The organism is Nonomuraea spiralis, assembly GCF_014648435.1.
GTDB classification, from domain to species: domain Bacteria; phylum Actinomycetota; class Actinomycetes; order Streptosporangiales; family Streptosporangiaceae; genus Nonomuraea; species Nonomuraea spiralis.
Genome location: NZ_BMRC01000011.1, coordinates 284,674 through 309,556 on the forward strand (window position 1 = coordinate 284,674; position 24,883 = coordinate 309,556).

At 73.2% G+C, this 24,883-nt stretch carries 21 protein-coding genes; 16 read left to right on the forward strand and 5 right to left on the reverse strand.

Features of this window, described 5'->3' with window-relative positions:
* The first annotated feature begins 146 nt into the window (after positions 1-146).
* The 11 genes from hisG to IEZ27_RS27810 all read left to right on the forward strand — a co-directional run bounded on the left by hisG (position 147) and on the right by IEZ27_RS27810 (position 11,707).
* Positions 147-1,013: an ATP phosphoribosyltransferase gene (gene hisG / locus IEZ27_RS27760; RefSeq protein ID WP_189649920.1), complete on the forward strand. Its 867-nt coding sequence runs from the start codon at positions 147-149 to the stop codon at positions 1,011-1,013.
* Entirely contained in the window at positions 1,010-1,816 is an 807-nt protein-coding gene (locus IEZ27_RS27765; RefSeq protein ID WP_189649921.1) for an HAD family hydrolase, read from the forward strand. Before hisG ends, IEZ27_RS27765 begins: the two co-directional genes overlap by 4 nt.
* Before the next feature lie 155 nt (positions 1,817-1,971).
* A complete protein-coding gene (locus tag IEZ27_RS27770) occupies positions 1,972-3,000 on the forward strand; it encodes a BMP family lipoprotein (RefSeq protein ID WP_185844508.1) in 1,029 nt (342 codons plus the stop codon).
* Positions 2,997-4,088, forward strand: coding sequence for an ABC transporter permease (locus IEZ27_RS27775; RefSeq protein ID WP_229824395.1), 1,092 nt, complete (start codon positions 2,997-2,999; stop codon positions 4,086-4,088). Before IEZ27_RS27770 ends, IEZ27_RS27775 begins: the two co-directional genes overlap by 4 nt.
* On the forward strand, positions 4,085-5,311 hold the full coding sequence (locus IEZ27_RS27780) for an ABC transporter permease (protein ID WP_189649922.1): 1,227 nt from the start codon (positions 4,085-4,087) through the stop codon (positions 5,309-5,311). The genes IEZ27_RS27775 and IEZ27_RS27780 overlap by 4 nt, the downstream gene beginning before the upstream one ends.
* A complete protein-coding gene (locus IEZ27_RS27785; protein WP_189649923.1) occupies positions 5,311-7,404 on the forward strand; it encodes a N,N-dimethylformamidase beta subunit family domain-containing protein in 2,094 nt (697 codons plus the stop codon). Before IEZ27_RS27780 ends, IEZ27_RS27785 begins: the two co-directional genes overlap by 1 nt.
* Positions 7,405-7,415: 11 nt before the next feature.
* Positions 7,416-8,327: a 6-phosphogluconolactonase gene (locus IEZ27_RS27790; RefSeq protein ID WP_189649924.1), complete on the forward strand. Its 912-nt coding sequence runs from the start codon at positions 7,416-7,418 to the stop codon at positions 8,325-8,327.
* Complete coding sequence (locus IEZ27_RS27795) at positions 8,303-9,253, forward strand: PfkB family carbohydrate kinase (protein WP_229824396.1); 951 nt, start codon at positions 8,303-8,305, stop codon at positions 9,251-9,253. Before IEZ27_RS27790 ends, IEZ27_RS27795 begins: the two co-directional genes overlap by 25 nt.
* A complete protein-coding gene (locus IEZ27_RS27800; protein WP_125632040.1) occupies positions 9,250-9,975 on the forward strand; it encodes a GntR family transcriptional regulator in 726 nt (241 codons plus the stop codon). Before IEZ27_RS27795 ends, IEZ27_RS27800 begins: the two co-directional genes overlap by 4 nt.
* Before the next feature lie 58 nt (positions 9,976-10,033).
* On the forward strand, positions 10,034-10,726 hold the full coding sequence (locus IEZ27_RS27805; protein ID WP_221762044.1) for a helix-turn-helix transcriptional regulator: 693 nt from the start codon (positions 10,034-10,036) through the stop codon (positions 10,724-10,726).
* Positions 10,727-10,774: 48 nt separating this feature from the next.
* Positions 10,775-11,707, forward strand: a complete 933-nt coding sequence (locus tag IEZ27_RS27810) for an isopenicillin N synthase family oxygenase (protein WP_125632038.1) — start codon at positions 10,775-10,777, stop codon at positions 11,705-11,707.
* A 54-nt stretch (positions 11,708-11,761) separates the two neighbouring features.
* Here the strand turns inward: IEZ27_RS27810 and IEZ27_RS27815 are convergent, their stop codons facing one another.
* Positions 11,762-12,487: an alpha/beta fold hydrolase gene (locus IEZ27_RS27815; protein ID WP_125632036.1), complete on the reverse strand. Its 726-nt coding sequence runs from the start codon at positions 12,485-12,487 to the stop codon at positions 11,762-11,764.
* A 183-nt stretch (positions 12,488-12,670) separates the two neighbouring features.
* Here IEZ27_RS27815 and IEZ27_RS27820 point away from each other — a divergent pair, with 183 nt between their 5' ends.
* Both IEZ27_RS27820 and IEZ27_RS27825 read left to right on the forward strand, forming a co-directional pair.
* On the forward strand, positions 12,671-13,624 hold the full coding sequence (locus IEZ27_RS27820) for an alpha/beta hydrolase (protein WP_189649926.1): 954 nt from the start codon (positions 12,671-12,673) through the stop codon (positions 13,622-13,624).
* Positions 13,625-13,635: 11 nt separating this feature from the next.
* Positions 13,636-14,313: an alpha/beta hydrolase gene (locus IEZ27_RS27825; protein ID WP_189649927.1), complete on the forward strand. Its 678-nt coding sequence runs from the start codon at positions 13,636-13,638 to the stop codon at positions 14,311-14,313.
* A gap of 23 nt (positions 14,314-14,336) precedes the next feature.
* On the opposite strand, the gene IEZ27_RS27830 is transcribed toward IEZ27_RS27825, so the two are convergent.
* Entirely contained in the window at positions 14,337-16,622 is a 2,286-nt protein-coding gene (locus IEZ27_RS27830; RefSeq protein ID WP_189649928.1) for an ATP-binding protein, read from the reverse strand.
* Positions 16,623-16,677: 55 nt separating this feature from the next.
* Complete coding sequence (locus IEZ27_RS27835) at positions 16,678-17,235, reverse strand: serine hydrolase domain-containing protein (RefSeq protein ID WP_189649929.1); 558 nt, start codon at positions 17,233-17,235, stop codon at positions 16,678-16,680.
* Positions 17,236-17,388: 153 nt separating this feature from the next.
* Between IEZ27_RS27835 and IEZ27_RS27840 the strand changes: the two genes are divergently transcribed.
* From IEZ27_RS27840 to IEZ27_RS27850, 3 genes are all read left to right on the forward strand, one after another.
* A complete protein-coding gene (locus IEZ27_RS27840; protein WP_229824404.1) occupies positions 17,389-17,721 on the forward strand; it encodes a YciI family protein in 333 nt (110 codons plus the stop codon).
* A 72-nt stretch (positions 17,722-17,793) separates the two neighbouring features.
* Positions 17,794-19,038: an RNA polymerase sigma factor gene (locus tag IEZ27_RS27845; RefSeq protein WP_229824397.1), complete on the forward strand. Its 1,245-nt coding sequence runs from the start codon at positions 17,794-17,796 to the stop codon at positions 19,036-19,038.
* A gap of 30 nt (positions 19,039-19,068) precedes the next feature.
* The gene (locus IEZ27_RS27850; RefSeq protein ID WP_189649932.1) at positions 19,069-20,880 is read left to right on the forward strand and encodes a glycoside hydrolase family 15 protein; all 1,812 of its coding nucleotides are present in this window, start codon (positions 19,069-19,071) and stop codon (positions 20,878-20,880) included.
* A gap of 43 nt (positions 20,881-20,923) precedes the next feature.
* Here IEZ27_RS27850 and IEZ27_RS27855 read toward each other — a convergent pair whose 3' ends face one another.
* Together IEZ27_RS27855 and fxsT are read right to left on the reverse strand one after the other, a co-directional pair.
* Entirely contained in the window at positions 20,924-21,487 is a 564-nt protein-coding gene (locus IEZ27_RS27855; protein WP_189649933.1) for a YbhB/YbcL family Raf kinase inhibitor-like protein, read from the reverse strand.
* Between the two features lie 120 nt (positions 21,488-21,607).
* Entirely contained in the window at positions 21,608-24,850 is a 3,243-nt protein-coding gene (gene fxsT, locus IEZ27_RS27860) for an FxSxx-COOH system tetratricopeptide repeat protein (protein ID WP_189649934.1), read from the reverse strand.
* Positions 24,851-24,883: the final 33 nt, after the last annotated feature.

The following is a 24,883-nucleotide window of genomic DNA, read 5'->3' on the forward strand; positions in this document are numbered from 1 at the left end:
CATCATGGTCGACAATGGTCAGGAATCGAAGTCAACCTTCGGCCACCCCCATGGTTCACTTGCCGCCGCCCGGCCGGACGGGGACGCTTGCCGGTGCGCGCTGGACGCCACCGGGGGTTCGGTCCCCCTGTTCCGAGGAGGACTGCATGGTCTCGCTCGCGCTGCCCAAAGGCTCTTACCTGGAACGTCCCGTCCTCGGCCGGTTCGCCGCCGCCGGGCTGGAGGTGCGGCGGCCGTCCGAACGCAGCTACCGGGCGCGCATCGACTACGACGGCGACATCGAGGTGGCCTTCCACAAGGCGCGCGAGATCCCGCTCGCCGTGGAGAAGGGCATCTTCGACTTCGGCGTGACCGGCGCCGACTGGATCGAGGAGACCGGCGCGAAGGTCGAGCTGGTCGAGACGAGCGGGTGCGTGCCCCCGTGGCGGCTGGTGCTCGCCGTACCCGCCGATCATCCCGCCGTGGACGTCGCCGGCCTGCCGCCCGGGGTCCGGGTCGCGACCGGGTTCCCGAAGATCGCCCGGCAGTTCTTCCAGAGCGTGCCGCTGCCCGTACGGATCGTGCCGTCCTTCGGCGCGACGGAGGCCAAGGTCCCTGAGCTCGCCGACGCCGTCATCGAGGCCGACGGCCCCGACTCCGCCTTCGACGAGCACGACCTGCGGGTCATCGCCACGTTGCGCACGTGCGTCCCGCAGCTCGTCGCGAGCCCGGCCGCCTGGCGGGAGACCGGGAAACGGGCCGCGATCCAGAAGGTCGCGCGGCTGCTGGCCGCGGTGGACGGGGGAGCGGCGCACGTGCTGCTGACCGTCCGCACCTCCTCGCGCAACCTGCCGAGCGTGGCCGGTTCCATGCCGGAGCGGTCCTGGCGGGCCGGGACCGGCCTGACGGAGGGGCTGGTGGTCGTCCAGGGGCTGGCGGCCCGCCGGGGACTGGCCGAGACCATCGGCGGCATCCTGGCCGCGGGGGCCCTCGACGTCATCGAGTCGCACGTCGGGAAAGACGTCACGCCGTGAGCCGCCGGATGATCGTGTGCGACCTCGACGGGACGCTGCTGGACTCCCGCGGCCAGGTCTCCGAGCGCACCCGTACGGCGGTGCGCCGCGCCCGCGCCGCCGGGCACGTGTTCGTCATCGCCACCGCGCGCCCGGTCCGCGACACCCGCTCGGTGGCCGCGGCCCTGGACGACGCGGCCGTCGCCGTGTGCGGGAACGGCTCGATCACCTTCGACTTCGGCCGCGACGAGGTGGTCGACTACCGCCCGCTGGACCGGCAGCCGCTCGCCGCGGCCCTGTCGGCGCTCCGCGACCGGTTCCCTGGCGTCCGCCTGGGCGCCGAATGCCGCCTGGAGCTCCTGCTGGAGGACGAGTTCCACCTGCCCGAGCCGCTGTCCCGGGGCGCGCGTCGGGTGCCCCGGCTGGAGGGCGAGATCGACCGGCACGACGTCGGCAAGCTCATGGTGCAGCTCGAAGGCGCCGCCCGCCAGTACTACGAGACCGTACGCGGGGTCCTGACCGGCTGCGAGGTCACCATCTCGGCGGACGTGTTCTGCGAGGTGATGCGGGCCGGCGTCACCAAGGCGGCGGCCCTTGAGTCGATGGCGGACCGGCTCGGGTTCGGCAGCGCCGACGTGATCGCGTTCGGTGACATGCCGAACGATCTCCCCATGCTGACCTGGGCCGGGACCGCGGTGGCGGTCGCCAACGCCCATCCCTCGGTGCTCGGCGCGGTCGGCGAGGTGACCGCGTCCAACGACGACGACGGGGTGGCCGCCTGGCTGGAACGGCACGCCACGGCCGATTTCTCAGAGAAGTATTGACGCTTGTCTGACGACTATTCATGATGGTCGCTGGAGCCGGGAACACACCGGCCAGGATCGGCCTGCGGAGGCAGGCCGCCACGGCCCGCGCCGGGCGCGGGCGTCCCGTCTGAGAGGTGCCTCCAGTGCCCCGATTAGCCGTTGCCCCTGTATTCGTGCGCGTCCTCGCCGTCTGCACGGCGTTGTGCTCGCTCGCCGCCTGCACCGCCGTCTCCCCGGCCGCCGGAACGAAGGAGGCCGGAGCGAAGGGCGCCACCTCGGTCGGCGTGGCCTTCAGCCGCGGCGGGCGGGGCGACAGATCCTTCAACGACTCGGTGGGGGCCGGGGTCGACCGCGCGAAGGCCGAGCTGGGCGTCTCCGCCAAGGAGCTCAGCCCCAACGCCGCCGGGTCCGACCTGGAGGAGATCCTGCGGCTGCTGGCCGAGACCGGCCACAACCCCGTGCTGGCCGTCGGCTTCTTCTACGCCCAGCCGCTGGCGAAGGTCGCGCCCGCCTTCCCCCGCACCCAGTTCGTCATCATCGACGACGCCACCGTGAAGCTGCCCAACGTCACCAACGTGGTGTTCCGCGAGGAGCAGGCCAGTTATTTGGTCGGCGCGGCGGCCGCGCTCAAGTCCGCCACCGGCCGCATCGGCTTCGTCGGCGGCGTGCAGACCCCGCCGCAGGAGAAGTTCCTGGCCGGTTACGAGGCCGGCGCCCGCGCGGTCAACCCCGGCATCCGGCTCTCCAGCGTGTTCATGTCCCAGCCGCCCGACTTCAGCGGCTTCTCCGTCCCCGACAAGGCCCAGGAAGCCGCCCGCGGCATGTACGACGGCGGCGCCGACGTGGTCTACCACGCCGCCGGCGCGTCCGGGCTCGGCGTCTTCCAGGCGGCCAAGGCGGCCGGCAAGTGGGCGATCGGCGTGGACGTCGACCAGCGCAAGACGGTCGACGCCGGGCTCGCCGGAGTGATCCTGACCAGTGCCACCAAGCAGCTCGACGTCGCGGTGCTGAGCATCGTCCGCGACGCGGCGGCGGGCCGCCCGATCAACGGGGTGCACGAGTTCGGGCTCAAGGAGGGCGGCGTCGGCTACGCCACCAGCGGCGGCGAGCTGGCCGACATCCAGCCGCGCCTGGAGCAGCTCCGCAAGCAGATCGTCTCGGGCGAGATCAAGGTGCCCGTCAGGCCGGCGGAGAGCCGGTGAACCGGGCGCGGGCGGCGGGCCGGGAAGCGCTGGGCGTGCTCGCCGTACCGGCGCTCGCGCTGCTGATCGCGCTCACGGTCGCCACCGCGCTGCTGGCCGCGGTGGGGGCCGCGCCGGGGCGGACGTACCTGACGATGCTGGAGTTCGGGCTCCGGCCGGACTCGCTCGTCTCCGCGGTGAACCGGGCGGCCGTCTACTTCTTCGCCGCCCTCGCCGTGGCCGTGACGTTCCGGATGAAGCTGTTCAACATCGGGGTCGAGGGCCAGTACCACGTGGCCGCGCTGTTCGCGGCGGTCGCCGGGGCGGCCGTACGGCTGCCGGGCCCGCTGCACCTGGCCTTCGTCTGCCTGGTCGCCGTGGTCGCCGGGGCCCTGTGGGCCGGGATCGCCGCCGTGCTCAAGGTGTGGCGCGGGGTCTCCGAGGTGCTGTCCACGCTGCTGCTCAACTACGTCGCCACCGCCCTCGTCGCCTACCTGCTGGCCGAGGTCTTCGCGGTGGGCAGCCCGTCCGGGTCGACGCCGGACCTGCCGCCGTCGGCCCGCCTGCCCGAGCTCACGCTGCCCTCGGGCGACCAGCTCGGCTCGGCCACGCTGGGCGCGGTCGTCCTGGGGGTGGCCGTGCACCTGATGCTCACCCGCACCCGCTACGGCTACGAGCTGAAGGCCGGCGGCCTGAACCCGGCGGCGGCCCGCGTCCACGGCGTCGACCCGCGCCGGATGGTCCTTGTCACGATGCTCCTGTCCGGCGGCCTGGCCGGTCTGGCCGGGCTGCCCGACCTGCTGGGCGACACCTACCGGTACGGCATGGACTTCCCCTCCGGCGCGGGCTTCACCGGCATCGCCGTGGCCCTGCTCGGCCGCAACACGCCGGCGGGCATTGTGCTGGCCGCCCTGCTCTTCGGGTTCCTGGAACGGTCGGCGCTGATCCTCGACATCGAGGGCATCCCCAAGGAGATCGTCACCATCATGCAGGGCGTCATCGTGCTCAGCGTCGTGGTGGCGTACGAGGTGGCGCGGCGCGTGGAGCGCAGGCGTGCCGCCCGGCTGGTACGGGAGCAGAGCTCCCCGGCGCTGGAGTCGGCCGTATGAGCGCGGCCACGGGACGGCACCGGTGGTGGCGGGCGGCGCTCGTCCTGCTGCTCGCGATGTCGGCGGTCAGGACGGTCACCGGCGTGGACGAGCTCACCGGGTCCGGCGTCGTGGGGGCGGCGCTGCGGCTGGCGGTCCCCATCGGGCTCGCCGGGCTCAGCGGCCTGTGGAGTGAACGGGCCGGCGTCGCCAACCTCGGCATCGAAGGCATGATGATCATCGGGACGGTCTGCGGCGCCTGGGCCGGGTACGCGTACGGCGTCTGGGCCGGGGTGCTGGCCGGGGTGCTGGGCGGGGTGGCCGCGGGGCTGCTGCACGCGGTCGTCACCGTGACGTTCGGGGTCGACCAGGTCGTCTGCGGCATCGCGATCAACATCCTGGCGGTGGGCGTGGCCCGGTTCATGTCGGTCATCGCCTTCAGCGGGCTGCCGGGGGCGGGCGCCACCCAGTCGCCGCCCGTACGCGGGACGATCGGCACGGTGAGCGTGCCCGTCCTGGCGGGCGGCGGGGGCGGCGGCGACCTGCTCGGCGGGCTGGAGCGGGCCCGGATCTTCCTGCTGTCCGACCTCGCGGGCATCGTCCGGGGGCTGCTGCACGAGGTCTCGCTGCTCACCGTGGTCGCGGTCGCGCTGGTCCCGCTCAGCTTCCTGTTGTTGTGGCGCACCGCGTTCGGGTTGCGGCTGCGGTCGGCGGGGGAGCACCCGGCCGCGGCGGACTCGCTCGGCGTGCCGGTGTTGCGGATGCGGTACTACGGGGTGCTGGTCTCCGGCGGGCTGGCCGGGCTCGGCGGGGCGTACCTGGTCACCGTCTCCTCGACCGTCTACCGCGAGGGCCAGACCGGCGGCCGGGGCTTCATCGGGCTCGCCGCCATGATCTTCGGCAACTGGCGCCCGACCGGCACCGCCGCGGGCGCCCTGCTGTTCGGCTACGCCGACGCCCTGCAACTGCGCCAGGCGAGCGCCGTGCACGTGCTGCTGCTCCTCGGGGCCGTGCTGGCGTGGGCCGCCGCGATCGTCCTCGTCCGTACGCGGCTCCGCCTGGCCGGGACGCTGGCGCTGCTCGGCGCCGCCGCGTTCGTGCTCTTCCAGGGCACCGACTCCGTCCCCACCCAGCTCGTGTACGCCACGCCGTACCTCACCACCCTCCTGGTGCTGGTCACGGTCGCCCAACGACTGCGCATGCCGGCCTACGTCGGCATCCCCTACCGGCGAGGAGACGCGTGATGGCCATAGACCGCGAGCCCCGCCTGATGGGCTACGCCGACCGCTGGTCCACGGCCCCCGGGCAGCGGCTGACCCTGCACGCCTCGGGCCCGGCCGGGAACGCCGACGTCACCCTCGTGGACCTCGTACGGGAGCGCGACCTCACCGCGCCCGTCCCGGCGCCGATCGAGCCGCGGCCGCTGCGCCCCGGCTCCCGGCTGGAGGCGGTCGCGGTGCCCACCCCGGCCAGGGGCGGCCTCGCCCTCTGGATCCGGCCGAAGCGGCTCGGCCCGCGGCAGGTCGTGGCCCGTCTGGGCGCCTCCGGCTGGCGGCTGCTGCTCACGCTCGACGAGGCGGGCCGGCCGGAGGCGGCCGTGGTGACGCCGTCCGGGAGCATGGGCTGCCGGCTGCGCTCCGCCGTCCCGCCGGGCGAGTGGACGCTGCTGGCGGTGGCGTGGGAGACGACGCCGCTGATGACCGTCCTGCACCTGACCGACTTCCGGGGCCCGGGGGTGAGCTCGGGCCGGGGCCGGCTGCCGGTGCCCTCCCCGACCGGCGACCTGGTGGTCGGCGCGGGGGACGAGCACCCGTACGCGGGCCGGATCGCCCTGCCGATGGTGACGGCCAGCCTGCTCGCCACCTCTGAACACACTCTGCTGCGCGACCTGACCACCGGTCCCGACCTGGTCAAACACCTCGGCTCGGACCTCCTGGCCCTGTGGGACCCGTCCGGCGACCCCGGCGCGCCGGTCGTACCCGACGTCAGCGGGAACGGCCGCCACGCGGGCGCCGTCAACCGGCCGCTCGCGGGGCTGATCGGCCCGGGAGGCGTCGCCCGCACCGCCCTCCAGGTCAGCCCGGAGGACCTCGACGACGCCCGCTGGCCGGCGACGTGCGAGCTGACCGTCCCCGAGGACTGCGGCTCGACCGTGCTCGGCGTCCGGCTGCGCGCCGCGGGGCAGTCCTGCGTCGTCCCGGTGATCGCGGGTCCGGGCGGGGCGCGCGGGAGCCGGGTCGCGGTCGTCCTGCCCACGTTCACCTATCTCGCCTACGCCAATCACCGGCAGTCCAGCGAGGCCGAGTACTTCGGGGACTACACGCGGGTGACCGACCGCGGGATCACGCTCTCCCCGGTGGACGTCTACCTCAACGAGCACCGCGAGCTCGGCCTGTCCCTCTACGACCAGAGGCAGGAGGGCGGCCACGTCACCCATTCCTCCCGGCTGCGCCCGGTGCTCAACCTCGACCCCGGCTACCGCTGGTGGATGACCGGCGCGCCGCGCCACTTCGCCGCCGACCTCCTGCTGCTGCGCTGGCTGCGTTCCGAGGGGTTCGACTTCGACGTGCTGGCCGACGAGGACGTGCACGAAGGCGGCGCCGCCCTGCTGGCCGGCTACCGCGTCGTCCTGACCGGCAGCCACCCCGAGTACGTCACCGCCCCCGGCCGCGCGGCCTTCAGCGCGTACGTGTCCGGCGGCGGCCGGCTCATGTACCTGGGCGGCAACGGGTTCTACTGGGTGACCGGCGTCGATCCCCGCCACCCGCACGCCATCGAGGTCCGCCGCGGCCACGTCGGCGACTGGTGGGACGACGAGCCCGGCGAGGACGTGCTGACCTCCACCGGCGAGCCCGGCGGCCTCTGGCGCCACCGCGGCCTCGCGCCGCAGGAGCTGCTCGGCGTCGGCTTCGCCGCCCAGGGGTGGGGCCCCGCGCCCGGCTACACCCGCCTGCCCGACAGCTACCGGGACGAGGCGTCCTGGGTCTTCGAGGGCGTCGGGACGAACCCCGTGGGGACCTGCGGTCTCGCGCTCGGCGGCGCCGCCGGGGACGAGATCGACCGGGCCGCCCCCGAGCTCGGCACCCCGCCGGGCACCCTGCTGCTCGCGACCTCCGCGGGCGCCCACAGCCACCACTACCGGCCGCCCACCGAGGAGGCCGGGCCGGGTGCGGAGACCGTACGCGCCGACATGACCCTGCGACGGCTCGGGAACGGCGGTGCGGTGTTCGCCGCCGGATCCATCAACTGGGTGACCAGTCTTGCCTGCTGTGATGGTGACATCAGGCGGATCACCCGAAACGTCCTGTCCCGATTCCTGCTCTCCCGCAGCTCGTGAGGAGGAGTGACGTGACCACCGCCAGCGCGAGGCACCTCGACTACCCCTATCCCCGCACGTCGGGCGATCTGACCGACGAGATGTTATCCATGCCCGCCGAGGAGCTGGCGGCGATCGCCCGCCATCCGCTGACCGTTTACCCCGACACCACCGAGCTCTACTACCGGCTGGCCCGGGAGATGGCCGACGAGCTGCGCGCGAACAACATGCGCGGCGAGCCCACCCGCTGGATCCTGCCCGTGGGCCCGAAGGCGCAGTACCCGATACTCGCGCGCATCTGCAACGAGGAGCGCATCAGCTGGGCCGACGTGTTCGCCTTCCACATGGACGAGTTCCTCGACTGGCAGGGCAGGCCGGTGGAGCCGTCGCACCCCTTCAGCTTCCGGGGTTACTGCGACCGCAACCTCTACCAGCTTCTCGACCCCGACCTGCGGCCCCACCCGGACAACGTCGTCTTCCCCGACGTGTTCGACCCCGACGCCTTCGGCGAGCGCCTGCGCCGGGCCGGCGGCGCAGACACCTGCTTCGCGGGCTTCGGCTACCGGGGGCACCTGGCCTTCAACGAGCCGCCGTCCACACGCTGGCACCAGTACACCGCCGAGGAGTTCGCCGCCTCGACCACGCGCGTCGTCCCCCTGCTGGAAGACACGATCGTGGCCCACTCCCACCGCGTGACCGGCGGTTACACGCAGGCGATCCCGCGTATGGCGATCACCGTCGGCATGTCGGAGATCCTCTCCGCCCGGCGGCTGCACCTCATCACCGACGGGGGCGCATGGAAGCGCTACATCGTCCGCGTCCTTCTGCTCACCACCGAGCCGGACGTGCTGCTCCCGGTGACCTTCGCCCACCGCCACCCCGACGTACGGGTGACCGTGGACGCCGACAGCATCGCGCCGTGCGCCCTGGGGCTGGGCTCATGACCGTCGTCGCGATCGGCGCCTACATCGTCGACCTCTACATGTTCGGCGACCGCCTGCCGGAGCCGGGCGAGAGCGTCAACGCCGCCGACTACGCCACCGCCCACGGCGGCAAGGCCGCGAACGTGGCCGTCGCCGCCGCCCGGCTGGGCGCCCCCACCAGCTTCGTCGGCTGCCTCGGCGACGACGGCGCCAGGCCGGTGGCGCTGGCCGAGCTGCGCGCCGAGGGCATCGACGTCGGCGACTGCACCACCGCCATCGGCGTGGCGACCGGGCGCAGCTTCGTCTGCGTCGACGCCGGTGGCGGGCAACTGGTCATGACCTGGCCGGGGGCCGCCGACCTGCTGCCGCCCGCCCAGGCGGCCGCCGCGGTCGCCGACCTGCCCACCGGATCGGTGCTCGTGCTCCAGGGCGAGATCCCGCTGGAGATCTCGTACGCCGCCGCGACGGCGGCCCCGGCGGGCGTGCGCGTGTTGCTCAACCCCAGCCCGGCGGGACCGTTCCGGGAGGGTACGGGCAAGGAGCTGCTGGCCCGCGCCGACGTGCTCGTGCTCAACGAGGGCGAGCTGTCGGCCCTGGCCGGGGACACCCCCGGCGACCTGGACGATCTGCGCGGCAGGACCAGAGGACGCACCGTCGTCGTCACCCGCGGCGAGCACGGCGCCGAGATCGCCGACGACGGCGGCACTATGCTGATCGACGTCCCCAGCGTGCGCGTTGTGGACACCACCGGCGCGGGTGACGCCTTCACCGGCGCGCTGGCGGCCGCCCTCCGCGCCGGCACGGGCCTGGTGCGCGGCGTCCGGCTCGCCTGTCAGGTGGCGACCGTCTCGGTCACGCGCCGGTTCTGTGCCCCCAGCTACCCATCGGCCGCAGAGCTCGGCATCGCCCCGCTCCACGGTCCGTCCGTGCAGGAGAGACCCGCGTGACACGACGTCATCCCACCCTGGCCATCCAGATCCGTGACCGGCTGCACGCCCTGATCGTCGAACAGGGGTTGCGCCCGGGGGACAGGCTGCCTTCGGAGAACGAGCTCATGACCCTGTTCGACGTCGGGCGTACGAGCATCAGGGAGGCGTTCAAGCTCCTGGAGCAGGAAGGGCTGATCCAGGCCCGCCACGGCGACGGCCGCTACCTCACCTCACAACCCAGCCTGGACCGGCCGCTGACCAGGCTCGAAGGCGTGACGGAGATGCTGGCCAGCCGCGGGTTCACCGCCGACAACACCGTCCTCGACGTCGTGGCCACCGAGCCGGACCGGCACCAGCGGGAGCTGCTCCAGCTCCCGCCCGGCGAGGCCATCGTCCGGCTGGAACGGCTGCGCCGGCACCGGGACGACGCGCTGCTGTACTCGATCGACCTGTTCCCGCGCTCGCTCATCGGCCGTCCCATGGACGAGGTGGACTGGACCGGGTCGCTGTTCCAGCTCCTCACCGAGTACGGCCACACCATCGCGTACGCCGTCGCCCAGGTCCGCGCGGTGACCCTCAGCCACGCCCAGGCCGAGCGCATCGGCAGCCACGAGGACGGCGGCGCCTGGCTGCTGCTCCTCCAGACCCACCACGACAGCGCCGGACGGCCGCTGCTGTATTCGCAGGACTACCACAGGGGCACCGACTTCTCCTTCCACCTGGTGAGACGCCGCGACTGACAGAACTCCCGCCGCGTACCGACCGACCGCCGTTCGCCGACGCAGAGAGGATCATGCGATGAGTGCCATCACGCTGGAGGCCGGCCAGCCGATCCCGGCCTCCCCTTCCAGCCTCCGTGCGAGGTGCTCCAGGCTGTCCGTGTTCTGGCTCGCCGAGGACGAGGTCTCCTACTACGGGCTCCCGCCGTTGCTCATGAAGGTGTCGAACGTGGCCGGGGTCGCGGTCGTGCGCAGCGTGTCGGAGGCCAGGGCGCTGCTGCTGGCCGGCGAGGACTTCGACGTGGCGGTGATCCCGCTCGCCGTCCTGCCGGACGTGCTGGGCGGGCGTCCCCGCCGGGCGCGCCCGCGGATCCTGGCCATGGTGCGGCAGGGGGAGGAACCGGCCCCCTGCCTTGCCCAGCGGTACGACCTGGCCGGTTGCCTGCCGTGGGACGAGATCAATGTCGCGGGCTTGTCGGGCACCTTCGAACGACTGCTGCGCGGCGACGCGCCCGTCCCGTCCAGGCGCGGCCCTGACCTGCTCGGACGCCTGACCGAACGCGAGCACCTCGTCCTGGCGCTGCTGCTGCGCGGGATGAGCAACCACCAGATCGCCCGTGCCATGGACATCTCCATCCACGGCGTCAAACGGCACATCTCGAACCTGCTCGTCAAGTTCAACTGCTCCAACCGCACCGAGGTCGCCCTGGTCGCCCAGCGCCTCGGCCTCGACTCCCGCAACCAGCGCCATCTGAGCACCACCGGCAAGTAGCACGTACGACGAACCATCCCAGAACGGTCATCGAGAAATGGAGTGGCAATGGACGTCCCTCTCATGGAACTCAGCGGCCGCGCTCCCGTCGTCAGGCTGCATGACATCGAGGCGGACATGGCCGCCTCCACCGAAGCCATCAGGTCGCAGCTGACCGGATGGGGCTTCATGGCCGCGGAGGTCCCCGGCATCGGCGAGCGCGTCGAGGCCATGATGAACGAGTTCGCCGCGGCCTGCGGATCGGCCGAGCCGCGCCTGTCCGACTACGCCTACACCGCCGTCCCGCAGCTCGCCGTCGGCGGCACGCACGGGTTCTTCCCGTACAACTCGGAGATCCCGCGGCTGGCCAACGGCGTGCCGGACCCGAAGGAGTTCATCCACGTCAGCGGCGCCATGATCGGCGACCAGCCGCCCGGGGCGGGGGACGTGCTGCGCGCCTTCCCCGCGTTCGGCACCCGTGCCGCCGAGGTGTTCGACATCGCCTTCCGGCTGATCTCGCTGTTCGGCGAGGTCGTCCGGGGCATGCTGCCGCCCGGCACGCCCGAACTGGACCTGTCGCACGACGCGACGAACCTGCGGGTGATCCACTACCGGGACGTGGGCGACCGCCAGGTGCTGGCCCACGAGCACTCCGGCATCCAGATGCTCGGCCTCCAGCTACCTCCGTCCGACCAGGGCCTCCAGTACGTCCTGCACGACGGCACGTGGGTCGAGCCGGTGATCGCCGGGACCGACGTGGTGCTGTGCAACATCGGCCGGATGCTGACCAGCGCCTCCGACGGGCGGTTCCGGCCGTCCACGCACCGCGTGCACACCAGGCCGATGCCCGCCGGGTACGAGCGCCTGTCGTCGGTGCTCTTCGCCTACCCGCAACACAAGGCACGTCAATGGAAGATGGTGGACGGCGAGCTGATGACGCTGAACTCCACATGGGGCGACTTCATCGAGAGCCGCTTCCAGGGTCTCGGCAAGCAGTCCTGACCATCCCGGGCCCCGGACGGCGGCACCTGCCCCGCCGCCGTCCGGGACGGCCGGTCAGGAGGCGGTGGCGCGGACCGCCTCGCGGATCACGCCGGCCACCTCTTCGGGACGGGACACCGCGACCGCGTGCGAGGCGCCGGCGACCTCCACGGCCTTCGCCCCGGCCCGCTCGGCCCCGAACCGCTGCACGTCGGGGTTGATGGCCTGGTCGGCGTCCGCGATGACGGCCCACGACGGCTTCGTCCGCCAGGCCGCCGTGCCCGGGGCCTCGGTGAACGCCCCGGCCGCCAGCGGCCGCTGCGCCACCGCCAGGACACGGGTGACCTCGGCGGGCACGTCCGCGGCGAAGATCTCGGGGAAGGCGTCGGCGGCGATGGTGAACTCCACGGCCTGCCCGCCGTCCGCCGTGGGATAGGACGCCTGTCGCAGGCCGGCCGCGAGCGGCGGTTCCGGGAAGCGTCCTTGCAGGTCGGCCAGGCTCTCGTTCTCCTCCGGCACGTACGCGGCGACGTAGACGAGGCCGACGACGTTCTCCGCGGCTCCGGCCACGGTGATGACCGCGCCGCCGTAGGAGTGGCCCACCAGCACGACCGGGCCGTCGACCTGGGCCGCCACGGAGGCGACGTACGCCGCGTCCGCGGCCAGGCCGCGCAGCGGGTTGGGCGGGGCCAGCACGGGGATGCCGTCCCGCTGCAGCCCGGCGATGACGCCGGACCAGCTCGCGGCGTCGGCGAACGCGCCGTGCACGAGGACGGCCGTCGGGGTGGTGCTCTGCGTCATGGGGAAAAGCTCCTTCTCGGGGCATACGGGGACCGGTTGTCTCCACCGGAGATCCAAACAGCCGGCCACGCGCGGGCACGAGGCGGAAACGTACTTCTGCCTGTGGTTCCGCCTCGTCCTCACCCGGGGGTGGTTGCTTTGATGGGCGACGGCCCCCCGCTTTCCACCTCTCTTGGAGCCATCATGAACAAGCCCGTCCTGGAACCCGCCGCGCAGTCGTTCGCCGAGGCCACCGCCGAGCCGCCGTACCTCTTCCAGCTCCCGCCGGAGGAGGGCCGCAAGGCCGTGGACGAGGTGCAGTCGGGCCCGGCCGACCTGCCCGCCGTCGACGAGGAGTGGGTGACGGTCCCCGGCGGCCCCACCGGCGAGGTCAGGGCCCGCATCGTGCGGCCCGCGGGCAGCGCCGGCGACCTGCCCGTGATCATCTACATCCACGGCGCCGGCTGGGTGTTCGGCAACGCCCGCACCCACGACCGGCTGGTCCGCGAGCTGGCCGTGGGCGCCGGCGCCGCCGTCGTCTTCCCCGAGTACGACCTGTCGCCCGAGCACCGCTACCCGGTCGCCATCGAGCAGAACTGGACGGTCGCCCGCTGGATCGTCGCCGAGGGCGCGTCCAAGGGCCTGGACGCCACGCGCCTCGCGGTGGCCGGCGACTCGGTGGGCGGCAACATGACCGCCGCGCTGACCATCATGGCCAAGCGGCGCGGCGGGCTGCCGCTGCGCCAGCAGGTGCTGTTCTACCCGGTGACCGACGCGTCCTTCGACACCGACTCCTACCGGCAGTTCGCCGAGGGCTACTTCCTGCGCCGGGACGGCATGCAGTGGTTCTGGGACCAGTACACGACCTCCGCCGCCGAGCGCGCCGAGATCACCGCGTCCCCGTTGCGGGCCACCACCGAGGAGCTGGCCGGGCTGCCGCCGGCGCTGGTCATCACCGGCGAGGCGGACGTGCTGCGGGACGAGGGCGAGGCGTACGCCGCCAAGCTGCGCGCGGCCGGGGTGCCCGTGACCGCCGTGCGCTACCAGGGCATCATCCACGACTTCGTCATGCTCAACGCGCTGCGCGGCACGTACGCGGCCGGGTCGGCGATCGAGCTGGCCATCGGCACGCTGCGCCGGGCCCTGCACGAGAGCTGACCCGCCGCGCCATGTCCTCCGCCTACGACCTCGACCAGGTACGCCACGCCAACGCCTCCGGCCGGGTCCCGGTCGTCTTCGTGCACGACCCGTGGTTGCTGGCCGAGAGCTGGGAGCCCTGGGCCGAGGTGTTCGGCCAGGCGGGGTTCGTACCCGTCATCCCGGCCTGGCCGGCGGCGGCCGGTGAGGCGGTGGGGCACTTCGCGGGGCTGGTCGGCGAGCTGGCGCGCCGGCCCTGCGTCGTCGGGCACGCCGCCGGGGGGCTGGTCGCGCAGGTCCTCGCCGGGCTCGGTCTGGTTCGCGCGTGCGTGGCCGTCAGCCCGGCGCCCTTCCGGGGGGCGCTCACGTACGGGCGGTTCCGGCACGCCGTCGCCAACGCCGTCGGCGAGGAGGAGGCCCGGCGGTTGTACGACAGGTACGCCGTCCCGGCGGGGGAGGCGGCCGACCCGTGGAGCGTGGACGGCACGTCGCCGGACCGGGGGCCGCTGCTGCTGGTCGCCGGTGAGATGGACCGTACGGTCCCGTGGGCCGCCGCGCACGCCTCCTACCTGTGCCAGGCGCGCAACGAGCACCACCTGACCGAGATCGTCGAGCTGCCGGGACGCGGGCACTCGATGACCGTCGACAACGGCTGGCGCGAGGTCTGCGGCACCGCCCTGACCTTCATCCAGCGTTTCGTGGAGCCGTGAGGCGACGCGTCCCGGGGGGGCTTTCAGGCGGTGGTGTGCGGGGTGGTGACCGGGGTCAGCCGGGCGAGTTCGGCGGTCACGCGGGCGGCGCGGGTGGCGTCGGCGGAGGCTTCGTACAGCTCCAGGGCCTCCTGGAACGCCTCGCGGGCCTCCTCCCGCCGCCCCAGCTCGACCAGCGCCCGGCCGAGGCTCGTGAGGGTCTGCGCCGTGGCCCGGTTGATCGGGCGTTTGCGCAGCTCGACCAGCGCCTCGCGGTAGTGGTCGGCGGCCTCCTGCCAGCGGCCGAGCGCGAAGTAGCCGTCGCTCAGCAGGTCGAGCGCCGCGCCGACCGCGTGGGCGACGATGACCGGCGTGCCGCCGAACGCCGGGTCGCGTAGCCGTTCCAGCAGGTCCAGCCCGTGTTGTACGGCCTCCTCGATCCGGCCGAGCCGGCGCAGGCCGTTGCCCACGCTGAGCATGGCCTGGGCGTACCCCTCCGGGTCACCGGCCTGCCGGAAGCACTCGGCCGCCCGCCGCGCGTGGTCGAGGCCGGTCTCCAGGCTGCGCCGGTCGTCGTGCCCCCACAGCGCCCAGGTGGCGTAGGTCAGGGCCCAGCCCTGCTGGCGTACGTCGCCGAGCTCGCGGGCCAGCTCCAGCGCGCGCAGCGCGGTCCGTTCGCCTTCGTCGTAGCGGCCCTGGCAGTGCGTCCGCGCCCAGGACAGGTAGTTGAGGTGCACCGCCTCCTGCGCCCGGTCACCCGCCGCGTGGGCGGCCGCGGACGACAACTCGAACACCTCGGGCCAGTGTCCCCAGTGCATCCACAGGTCGGAGAACCAGTGCATGGACTCGGCCACCTCGACGACCCGCGCGTGCTCGCCGACGCGGGCCGCCTGCCGCAGCGCCGCCAGCCAGGCCGTGCCCTCCGCCTGGAGCCATTCCTGTGCCTGCCGCGCGTTGTCCAGCTCGACCAGCGAGCTCCAGCCGGCGGGCGGGGCGCCGAAGCCGGGCTCGAACCAGCGTCCGGCGACGGTCGCGACCTCCAGCAGCCAGTCGTCCATCCGCCGCCGGGCCTGCCGCTGATCGGTCATGGGCTCCTCGTCGGAGAGCCGGGCGCGGGCGAACAACCGTACGAGATCGTGGAAGCGGTAGCGGCCGGGGTACGGCGACTGCAACAGGCCGAGGTCGACCAGCTCCTCCAGGGCGTCCTCGGCCTCGTCCGGGCCGAGCTCGGCGAGGACCGCCGTCATCGGCGCCCCGAAGTCCGGCGCGGCGGCCAGCGCCAGGCGCCGGAAGCTCCGCCGCGCCGACGCCGAGAGCTGCCGGTACGACAGCGCGAAGGCCGCCGCCACGGACAGGTCGCCGGCGGCCAGCGACTCGACCCGGCGTCCCTCGTCGCCGAGGCGGGTGGCCAGCTGGCCGACGGTCCAGCCGGGCCTGCTCTGCAGCCGGTTGCCGGCGATGCGCAGCGCCAGCGGCAGGTTGCCGCACAGGTCGGCCACCCGCGCCACCCCGCCGGGGTCGGCCTCGGCTCGCTCGGCGCCGACGATCGCGCGCAGCAGCGCGGCCGACTCGCCGGCGGCCAGGTGCGCCAGCGGCATCTGGTGCACGCCTTCGAGCCCGGCCAGCGGGCGGCGGCTGGTGACCAGCGTCATCGCCGGTCCTTCGGCGGGCAGCAGCGGGCGGACCTGGGCCTCGTGCGCCGCGTTGTCCAGGATGACCAGGCAGCGCCGTCCGCGCAGCAGGGCGCGGTAGTGGCCGGCGCGGTCGTCCTCGTCGGCGGGGATGCGCCGCTCGGCCACGCCCAGGGCGTTGAGCAGCCGGGACAGCGCCGTGCCCGGGTCGAGCGGTACCGGGTCCATGCCGCGCAGGTCGAGGTAGAAGCGGCCGTCGGGGAACAACTCGGCCAGGTGCCCGGCGGCACGTACGGCCAGGGCGGTCTTGCCGATGCCCGCGGTCCCGGAGACGGCGGCGACGACGGCGTCCGTGTCCTCCGCGGTACGCGTGGCCAGGTCGTACAGCAGGCCCAGCTCCCGGTCGCGTCCGGTGAAGTCGCCCACGCCGCGGGGCGGTTCGCAGGCGCCCGGGGCGGGGGCCTCCTGGCGCGGCCGGCCGGCGCGGGCCGCCTCCGACAGCGCGGCCTGGCGCGGCTCGTCCAGGTGCAGCGCCTCGGCCAGGGCCGCGACGGTACGCCGCTGCGGCCCCCGGCTGGCCCCGCGCTCCATGTCGCCGATGGCCCGTACGCTGACGCCGGAGGCGTGCGAGAGCTCCTCGATGGTCAGCCCGGCCGCGTGTCTCAGGCTCCGCAACATCGTGCCGAACGACTCCGCCACCCGTCCCCCTCGTGATCATGTACGGCTAAATCCCCCGAAAAGCCGCATAACCACCTTATCCGCCAGGAAAAGGGCCTTGGCGTTGGTCGAGCGAGGTGTAGGTCACCGTCCAGAAGTCCTCGAAGAACCTGGGCGGCACCGGCGAGGTCATCGCCACCTGCGTGAACAGCAGGCCGACCAGGTCCTCCGACGGGTCGGTGTAGGCGGTGGTGCCGAGGCCGCCGGTCCACCCGAAGCGCCCCGGCCGGGTGTAGAGGTGCCGCATCCGCGTGTCCACCTGCATCCCGAACCCCCACCCGCCCTCACCGGGGAACGTCTCGCTGCCCGCCTTCTGCGTCGGTGACAGATGGTCGGTCGTCATCAGCTCGACCGAGGCCCGCGACAGGAGCCGGCCGCCGTCGTGGTGTCCCTTGGCGAGCAGCATGCGGCAGAACGCGGCGTAGTCCAGGGGCGTCGTGAGCAGCCCGGGAGCGCCGCCGCCGGACTCCAGCGTGCCCTCGGCCACGAGATGGGTCTCGCCCCGGTGGTGGACGAGCCCGACCAGCCCCGGCACCTCACCCCGCGCCACGAAGCCGCCCAGCACGTCGCGCATCCGCCGTTCCAGTACGCTCATCGCTCCTCCTGAAGTGACGTGTCGTGACAATGACCGGCCGGGGCCGGAAAACTCATCGCCACGGCATGTCCATCCGGGCGGGTCCCGTTCGTGGTGATGGCGTACGGCGGCCCCGCCGTACGCCGACCCCGGGAAGGGAACACCGTGAAGTACATGCTGCTGATCAACGCCGGCACCTCCGACGAGCAGGAGCCGGGCGACTTCCAGGAGTGGGTGGCCTACGACAAGGCCGTCCGGGAGGCGGGCATCATGGTCTCCGGCGAGTCGCTGGCCGACCTGGTGACCGCCACGACCGTACGCGTCGGCGCCGACGGCACGCCCACCGTGACCGACGGGCCGTACGCCGAGACCCGCGAGGTCCTGGGCGGCTTCTACGTGATCGACGTGCCGGACCTGGACGTCGCGCTCGACTGGGCCGCCCGCTGCCCGGGGGCGCGCGGCGGCGGCTCGGTGGTGGTGCGCCCGGTAGCCGACTTCGGTGCGTGAAGGCTTCGGCGCGTGAAGGCTTCGGTGCGGGAGGGCTTCGGTGCGGGAGAGCTTCGGTGAGTGAGGGCTTCGGTGCGTGAGGTCGAGGCTGTCTTCCGGGAGGAGCGCGGCCGGTTGCTGGCCGCGCTCGTCCGCCGCTTCGGCGATCTCGACCTGGCCGAGGAGGTGACCTCCGACGCCGTCGAGGCGGCGCTGAGGCACTGGCCGGTCGAGGGCGTGCCGCCCAACCCGGGCGCGTGGCTGATGACCACGGCCCGGCGCAAGGCGGTCGACCGGCTCAGGCGCGAGCAGGCGCTGGCCACCCGGCTGGCCGTCCTGTGGGCGGAGGCCGAGCGGGCGGCCCCCGAGGCGCCCCCGGGTGAGGACGGCGGCCTGCCCGACGAGCGGCTGCGGCTCTTCTTCACCTGCGCGCATCCGGCGCTGCCCGCCGAGGACCGCGGGGCGCTGACGTTGCGCTGCCTGGCCGGCCTGACGACCCCCGAGGTGGCGCGGGCCTACCTGGTGCCGGTCCAGACGATGGCCAAGCGCATCGTACGGGCCAAGAAGAAGATCCGTGAGGCCCGCATCCCGTTCCGCGTGCCCGACCCCGGTGAGCTGCCGGAACGGGTGCCCGGCGTGCTCCAGGTGATCTATTCGATCTTCACCGAGGGCTACGCGGCCAGCTCCGGCCCCCTCCTGCAACGGCTCGACCTGGCCGAGGAGGCGATCAGGCTGGCCCGGATCCTGAGCCGGCTGCTGCCCGCCGAGCGGGAGGTCGCCGGGCTGTTGGCGCTGTTGCTGCTGGTCCACGCGCGGCGCGCGGCACGTACCGGGCCGGGAGGCGAGCCGGTGCTGCTCGACGAGCAGGACCGCGGCCTCTGGGACCGGGCCATGATCGAGGAGGGCACGGCCCTGGTGGTGACCGCGCTCAGCGGCGGCCCGCCCGGCCCGTACGCCGTCCAGGCCGCGATCGCGGCACTTCACGACGAGGCCCCCGACCTGGCCGCGACCGACTGGCCGCAGGTCGTGGCCCTGTACGACGTGCTGCTCGCGCTCGACCCCTCCCCGGTGGTCGCGCTGAACAGGGCGGCGGCCGTGGCCATGCGCGACGGGCCCGAGGCCGGCCTGGCGCTGCTGGAGGAGCTGGCCGGCGCCCGGCTGCTGCGCGGCTACCAGCCGTACCTGGCGGCCCGCGCCGACCTGCTGCACCGGCTCGGCCGGCTGCCGGAGGCCGCCGCGGCCTACCGTTCCGCCCTCGAAGCGGCCGGGAGTGAGCCCGAGCGCGCCCTCCTGCGCCGCCGCCTGGCCGAGACCGAGGGGACCGCCGACGAGGTTTGAGAACGGCTCTGACCTGGGAGAACTGCTGCGATGGGTGGAGCAGCCGGGGACCGTTACCTGCCGATCGCCGAGCACGGCCTCATCGGCGATCTGCGCAGCGTGGCCCTGGTCGGCACCGACGGCACCATCGACTGGTACTGCTGCCCGGCCTTCGACTCGCCCAGCGTCTTCGCCGCGATCCTCGACGCCGACCGGGGAGGGGCGTTCGAGCTGGCCACCGACGTCCCGGCGCGTACGAAGCAGTTCTACTTCCCCGACACCAACGTGCTCATCACCCGCTTCTTCACCGAGCACGGCGTGGGCGAGGTCCAGGACTTCATGCCGGTCACCGGCGAGGGCGGCGGCGGACGGCAGCGGCTGATCCGCCGGGTGCTCTGCGTACGCGGCTCGCTGCCCTTCCACGCGCGGGTGGCCCCGCGATTCGGCTACGGCGCCGACCCGCACACCGTACGGATGGCCGACGGGCTCACGATCTTCGAGTCGGCGTCCCTGACGCTCTCGCTGAGCGCCACCGTGCCGGTCGAGTCCGACGGCCGGGACGTACGCGCGGCCTTCACCCTCGTGGAGGGCGAGACGCAGGTGTTCGCGCTCGACCGCGTCGAGGAGGAGGTGCCGCTGCTCGGGTGCCCGCACGTCGAGGCGGAGGAGGCGATGACCGCCACGGTGGCGTTCTGGCGCAAGTGGCTGTCGGCCTCCCGCTACCGGGGCAGGTGGCGGGAGATGGTCCACCGCTCGGCGCTGACGCTCAAGCTGCTGACGTACGCCCCGACCGGCGCGATCGTCGCCGCCCCCACGACCAGCCTGCCCGAGCTGATCGGCGGTGAACGCAACTGGGACTACCGCTACGTCTGGGTCCGCGACGCCGCCTTCTGCGTCTACGCCCTGCTCAGGCTGGGCTTCACCGGCGAGGCCGAGGCGTTCATGTCGTTCCTGACCCGGCACGTCAGCCTGCGTGGCGCCGGCCCAACCGGCCCACTCCAGATCATGTACGGCATCGACGGCCGTACCGACCTGCCCGAACGGCAGCTCGACCACCTTGAGGGCTACCGGGGCTCGGCCCCGGTCCGTGTCGGCAACGCCGCCGCCGGGCAGCTCCAGCTCGACATCTACGGCGCCCTGCTCGACTCGATCTACCTCTACGACAAGTGGGGCGAACCGATCTCCAGCGACCATTGGGTCGCCGTCTGCGCCCTGGTCGACTGGGTCTGCGACAACTGGAACCAGCCTGACGAGGGCGTCTGGGAGACCAGGGGCGGGCGCAAGAAGTTCCTGTACTCGCGGCTGATGTGCTGGGTCGCCATCGAACGCGCCATGCGCATGGCCGCCCACCGCGGCCTGCCGGCCGACATCCCCCACTGGCGCGAGTCCCGCGATGCCCTGTACCGGCAGATCATGGCCCAGGGCTGGTCCGACGTACGGAAGGCGTTCGTCCAGCACGAGGACGGCGACGTGCTCGACGCGGCGTTGCTGATGATGCCGCTGGCCAAGTTCGTCTCGCCCACCGACCCGAAGTGGTTGTCCACCCTCGACGCGCTCACCGCCGACCTGGTGTCCGACTCGCTGGTCTACCGCTACGACCCGGACGCCAGCCCCGACGGCCTGCGCGGCCAGGAGGGCACGTTCTCCATCTGCTCCTTCTGGTACGTCGAGGCGCTGGTCCGCGCCGGCCGGGTGGACGAGGCGCGCCTGGCCTTCGAGAAGATGCTGACCTACGCCAACCACCTCGGCCTGTACGCCGAGGAGATCGGCCGAACCGGGGAGCAGCAGGGCAACTTCCCGCAGGCGTTCACCCACCTGGCGCTGATCAGCGCCGCCTTCAACCTCGACCGCGCACTCGGCTGACCGGGGCTCGGGCTCTGGAGCCTGCCCTGCTGATTCCCGGGCCTCAGGACTCGCCGGAGAGCGTGGCCGTGCCCAGTGACGCGCCGGAGATCACCCGCGCCGCGGTCGTCGTGGACGAGCTGGAGCTCAGCTCGGACAGGGTCGCCCGGTTGAGTGCGTGGACGGTGAACTGGTAGGTGTTGATCGACCAGGGGGAACACGGGCCCTGGTAGCCGTACAGGCTCGCGCTGCCGCGGTAGTAGATCTGCCGGGCGCCCGCCGGGGCCGTGGGACGGTAGGCGTGATCGACGTTCTGGGGCAGCGAGGTCGCGCCCGCCGGGATGTCGTAGATCACCCAGTGGATGAGGTTGGCGTTGTCGAGGTCTCTCATGACCAGGGCGTAGCTCTGGGTGCCGGCCGGACCGCCGCTCCAGGTCAGGGGCGGCGACTCGTTGCGGCGGCCGGGGTCGGTCTGGCCGCCGCTGGTGCACTCGTGCACCTTCGGGATGATTCCACCGGAGGCGAAGGCGGTGCTGGTCAGCGTGAAGGCGGCGGCGTGGGCCGGTGTCGCGCCCGCGGCGGTCGTCGCGGCGAGCAGGGCGTACAACACGATTCGTCTGACGGTCACAAAGGGCTCCTGGGGGGTTCGGTGCGCCGTTCGTTCGCGTCTGCTGTGTCACTCGGGGTGTGTGCGCAGTCTAGGCGGCGCGGGCCGATCCCGCCATCGCCGCGGCCGGCACCACCCCGTTCACAGCGGTACGGGATCGAAGTCGCAGTGGACCCGGCCCCCCTCGCGCACGATCACCGTCTCGGGATGCTCGGGCCCGAGAACCCGCCGGTATCGTTCGACGGTCTCGGCGTACAGGTCGCCGGACCCCTCCGCCGCCAGGTCCAGGGCGTGGTTGGCGGCGCAGGCCAGGGTCAGGGGATGGTCCTCGCCCAGCGCCTTGCGCGCGTGCGCGAGGTTGACCTCGCCGAACGCGCGCGCCTCCGCCACCGCGCCCGAGGAGAGGAGGTCCGACTGGAGGTTGACGGCGCAGGCGAACGTGAGGTCGTGCGCCTGGCCGAGCGTCTCGACCAGTCCGGCGAAGGCCCGCCTGAGCGGGAGCTCACCGGACGCGGGCACGCCGCACAACCGGCTCAGCAGCGCGACGGTCATCCCGGACGCGTGGCTGAAGGGATGGTCCGGGCCGAGGGCGTCGGCGTACCCGGTCACCGCGCCCCTGGCCAGCGTCAGCGCCTCCTCCACCCGGCCGGTCCAGCGCAGCGAGTTCGACAACGTGATCGCCGCCGCCAGGGTGTCGGGATGCTCGTCGCCGAGGAGCAGCCGGAGCCGCAGGTGGGTCTCGCGGGCCAGGTCGAGCGCCTGCCCCACGGCGCCGCACCTCCTGACCGCGATCGCCAGGTCCTTCGCGGCCAGCACGGTCAGGTGATGCTCGGCCCCCAGCGTCCCGGCGCCGTGGGCGTAGGCGTCCTCGCCGACCGCGCGGGCGTCCACGTGGTGGCCGTTCAGGCGCAGTTCGCGGGCCAGGCCGCTCAAGGAGACGAGCACGTCCACGGGCCCGGCCCGCCGGGGGCCGGTGCTCTGCCCGGCGTACGCGCGCCGGAACAGTTCGACGGCGGTGGCGTGGTCGCCGGTGAGGCCGTGGTCGTGGGCCAGCTCGCTCATCACGCGCAGGCTCTCGGGCTCGTCCGGGCCGAGTTGCCGCTCGTGGTCGCGCAGGCTCTCCTCGTGCAGGTGCCGGGCCTCAAGGAAACGGCCGCACGCGCGAAGGGCGCCGCCGAAGCCGCTGACCGCGGCGAGCGTCTCGGGGTGGTCCCCGCCGAGCTCGTCGCGCATCGCCGAGACGTTCTCCTTGGAGAGCTTGTACGCCGCCGTGTACTGGCCGAGGGCCCGCAGCAGGTCGGTCAGCAGGCTCCGGGCGGCGAACAGATGCAGGTCCCGCTCGTTCACGTTCCACTCGTCGTCCATGACGCGCAGGAACGCGCGGGCCTGCTCGTAGTCGCCCGACAGGCAGAGGTAGCGGGTCACGCGCAGCGCGGCCTGCGGCCCCTCCGGCTCGGTCCACCCGATCAGCCCGGTCGGGACGACGTGCGGCGTCAGCGCCCGGAAGGCCGGCCAGCCGGCCGGGTTCCCGGGGTCGTCCGGCGTGTTGACCGCCAGCAGCCGGCAGACGTCCTGACGGCTCTGCGCGAGCATGGCCTCCGGCAGGTCAGCACGACAGAGCACCTGGACGAGCCGATGGACGTGGATCATGCCGCCGGCCGGCTCCAGCCGGACGAGCGCGAGCCGCGTGAGGCTGCGCAGGATCCGGCTCAGCCGCAGGGAGTCGGACAGGATCTCGCGCATCCGGCCGGGCGGCAACCGCCGGAAGAAGGCGCGGGGGACGGGCGCCGGCCCGAGAAGGGCACACCACCACATGAAGGTGACCGCGTCGGGTGACTCCTCGGCCAGCCGCGCGATCGACGCCGCGCACGCCGCCGGAAGCGTGGACGGGTAGTCGTGCGGCCTGCTCATGTTCAGCAGCTCCGTGGGGCTCTGCCGCAGCAGTGGAAGGCACTCCTCGATCGAGATGCCGGTGTGGATCTGCAACACCGCCGTCTGCTCCAGGGCCAGCGGCAGGTCGCCGAGCTCGGCGGCGAGCCGGTCGGACTCCTCGCCGAGATCCACGCCGAGCCGCCGCCGCAGGAAGGAGACGCTCTCCTCCCGGGGGAAACACTCGACGCGGTGGATCTCGTACGGGCCCTCCCACTCCGGATTGCGGGAGGTGATCAGGATGTGGCCCGGCCCCGGCGGCAGCAGGTCCAGCACGTCCCGCGGATCGACCGCCTGGTCGAACACCAGCAACCAGCGCGCGTACGGCCTGCTCTGCCCCAGCGCCTTGACCACGCCCGCCACCGCCTCCTCGCGGCCCCCCTCCTGGGGTAAGCCGAGCAGGGGCGCCATCGCGGCGACGCGGACGGCGAGCAACGCGGGGGAGTCGGCGGAGATCCAGCTCACCAGGTCGTAGGAGGCCCGGTTGCGCCACGCGTACTCGATCGCGAGCTGGGTCTTGCCGACGCCGATCATGCCCTGGAGCACCACGGCCTGGGGCATGCCGGGCTGGGCGGAGGAGCGCAGGTCGTCCCGGATGCGCCTGAGCTCCTGCTCCCGGCCGGTGAAGTTGCGGTTGCGCAGCGGGACCCGCTCCCAGACCGCGGGCTGCCGGTCGGGCTCGACCACCACCTCGTGGCCGGCCGGGGTGTCCGTGACCGCCATCTCGTCGCCGCCGTCCGCGACCGTCATCGTGTGCTGGATCTCGGCGAGGGCGGTTTCGAGCCGTTCCGACTCCTGGCGGGCCCGTTCCCGTTCGGACTCGTACCGTTCGACGCTGACCTTCATGCGGGTGAGGTCGGCGTCGAGCTCGTCGCGTTCGTCCTCCAGGCGGCGGACGCGGGTCTCGTAGTCGGCGATGATCTCGGCGGTGTGGCTCGCGGCCTGGCGGTGGCGCTCCTTGATCCGCCTGATCTCGGCGTCCCGCTGCTTGACCTTGTCCTCCAGGCTCACCACCTCGGCCTGGAGGAGGCTGATGGTGGCCTCGGCCTCCTGGACGCGGTCCTGGGCCTGGTGCAGCCGGTAGACGTACGCCTGCTCCTTGGCGACCGCCGGGCTCACCGCGGCGAGCGCCCGCACGTGCAGGTCCTCGATGGAGGCGCGCACGTCGGGCGGGATGACGACCTCGGTCGCCTCCTCGACGTCGCGGATGAGCTGCTCGACGAACTGCGCGGGCGGCACCCGTTTCCCGCGCAGCCAGCGGGACACGCTGGCGGGCGACTGGTAGATGCGGGCCGCGTAACCGTTCTGGCTCAGCTCCCGCGCGCTCGCCACCTGCTGGAAGAGCCGCATGAGGACCTGCGCGAGCAGCCGGTCGGGTGGCTCGTCCGCGGGGAACGTGACCGGCCGGTCGCCGGGGATCTCCAGACCGGCGGCCGGGCCTTCGTCTGCGCTCATCGTTCCAGTCTGAGGCATTGCATGCGGCAGGCA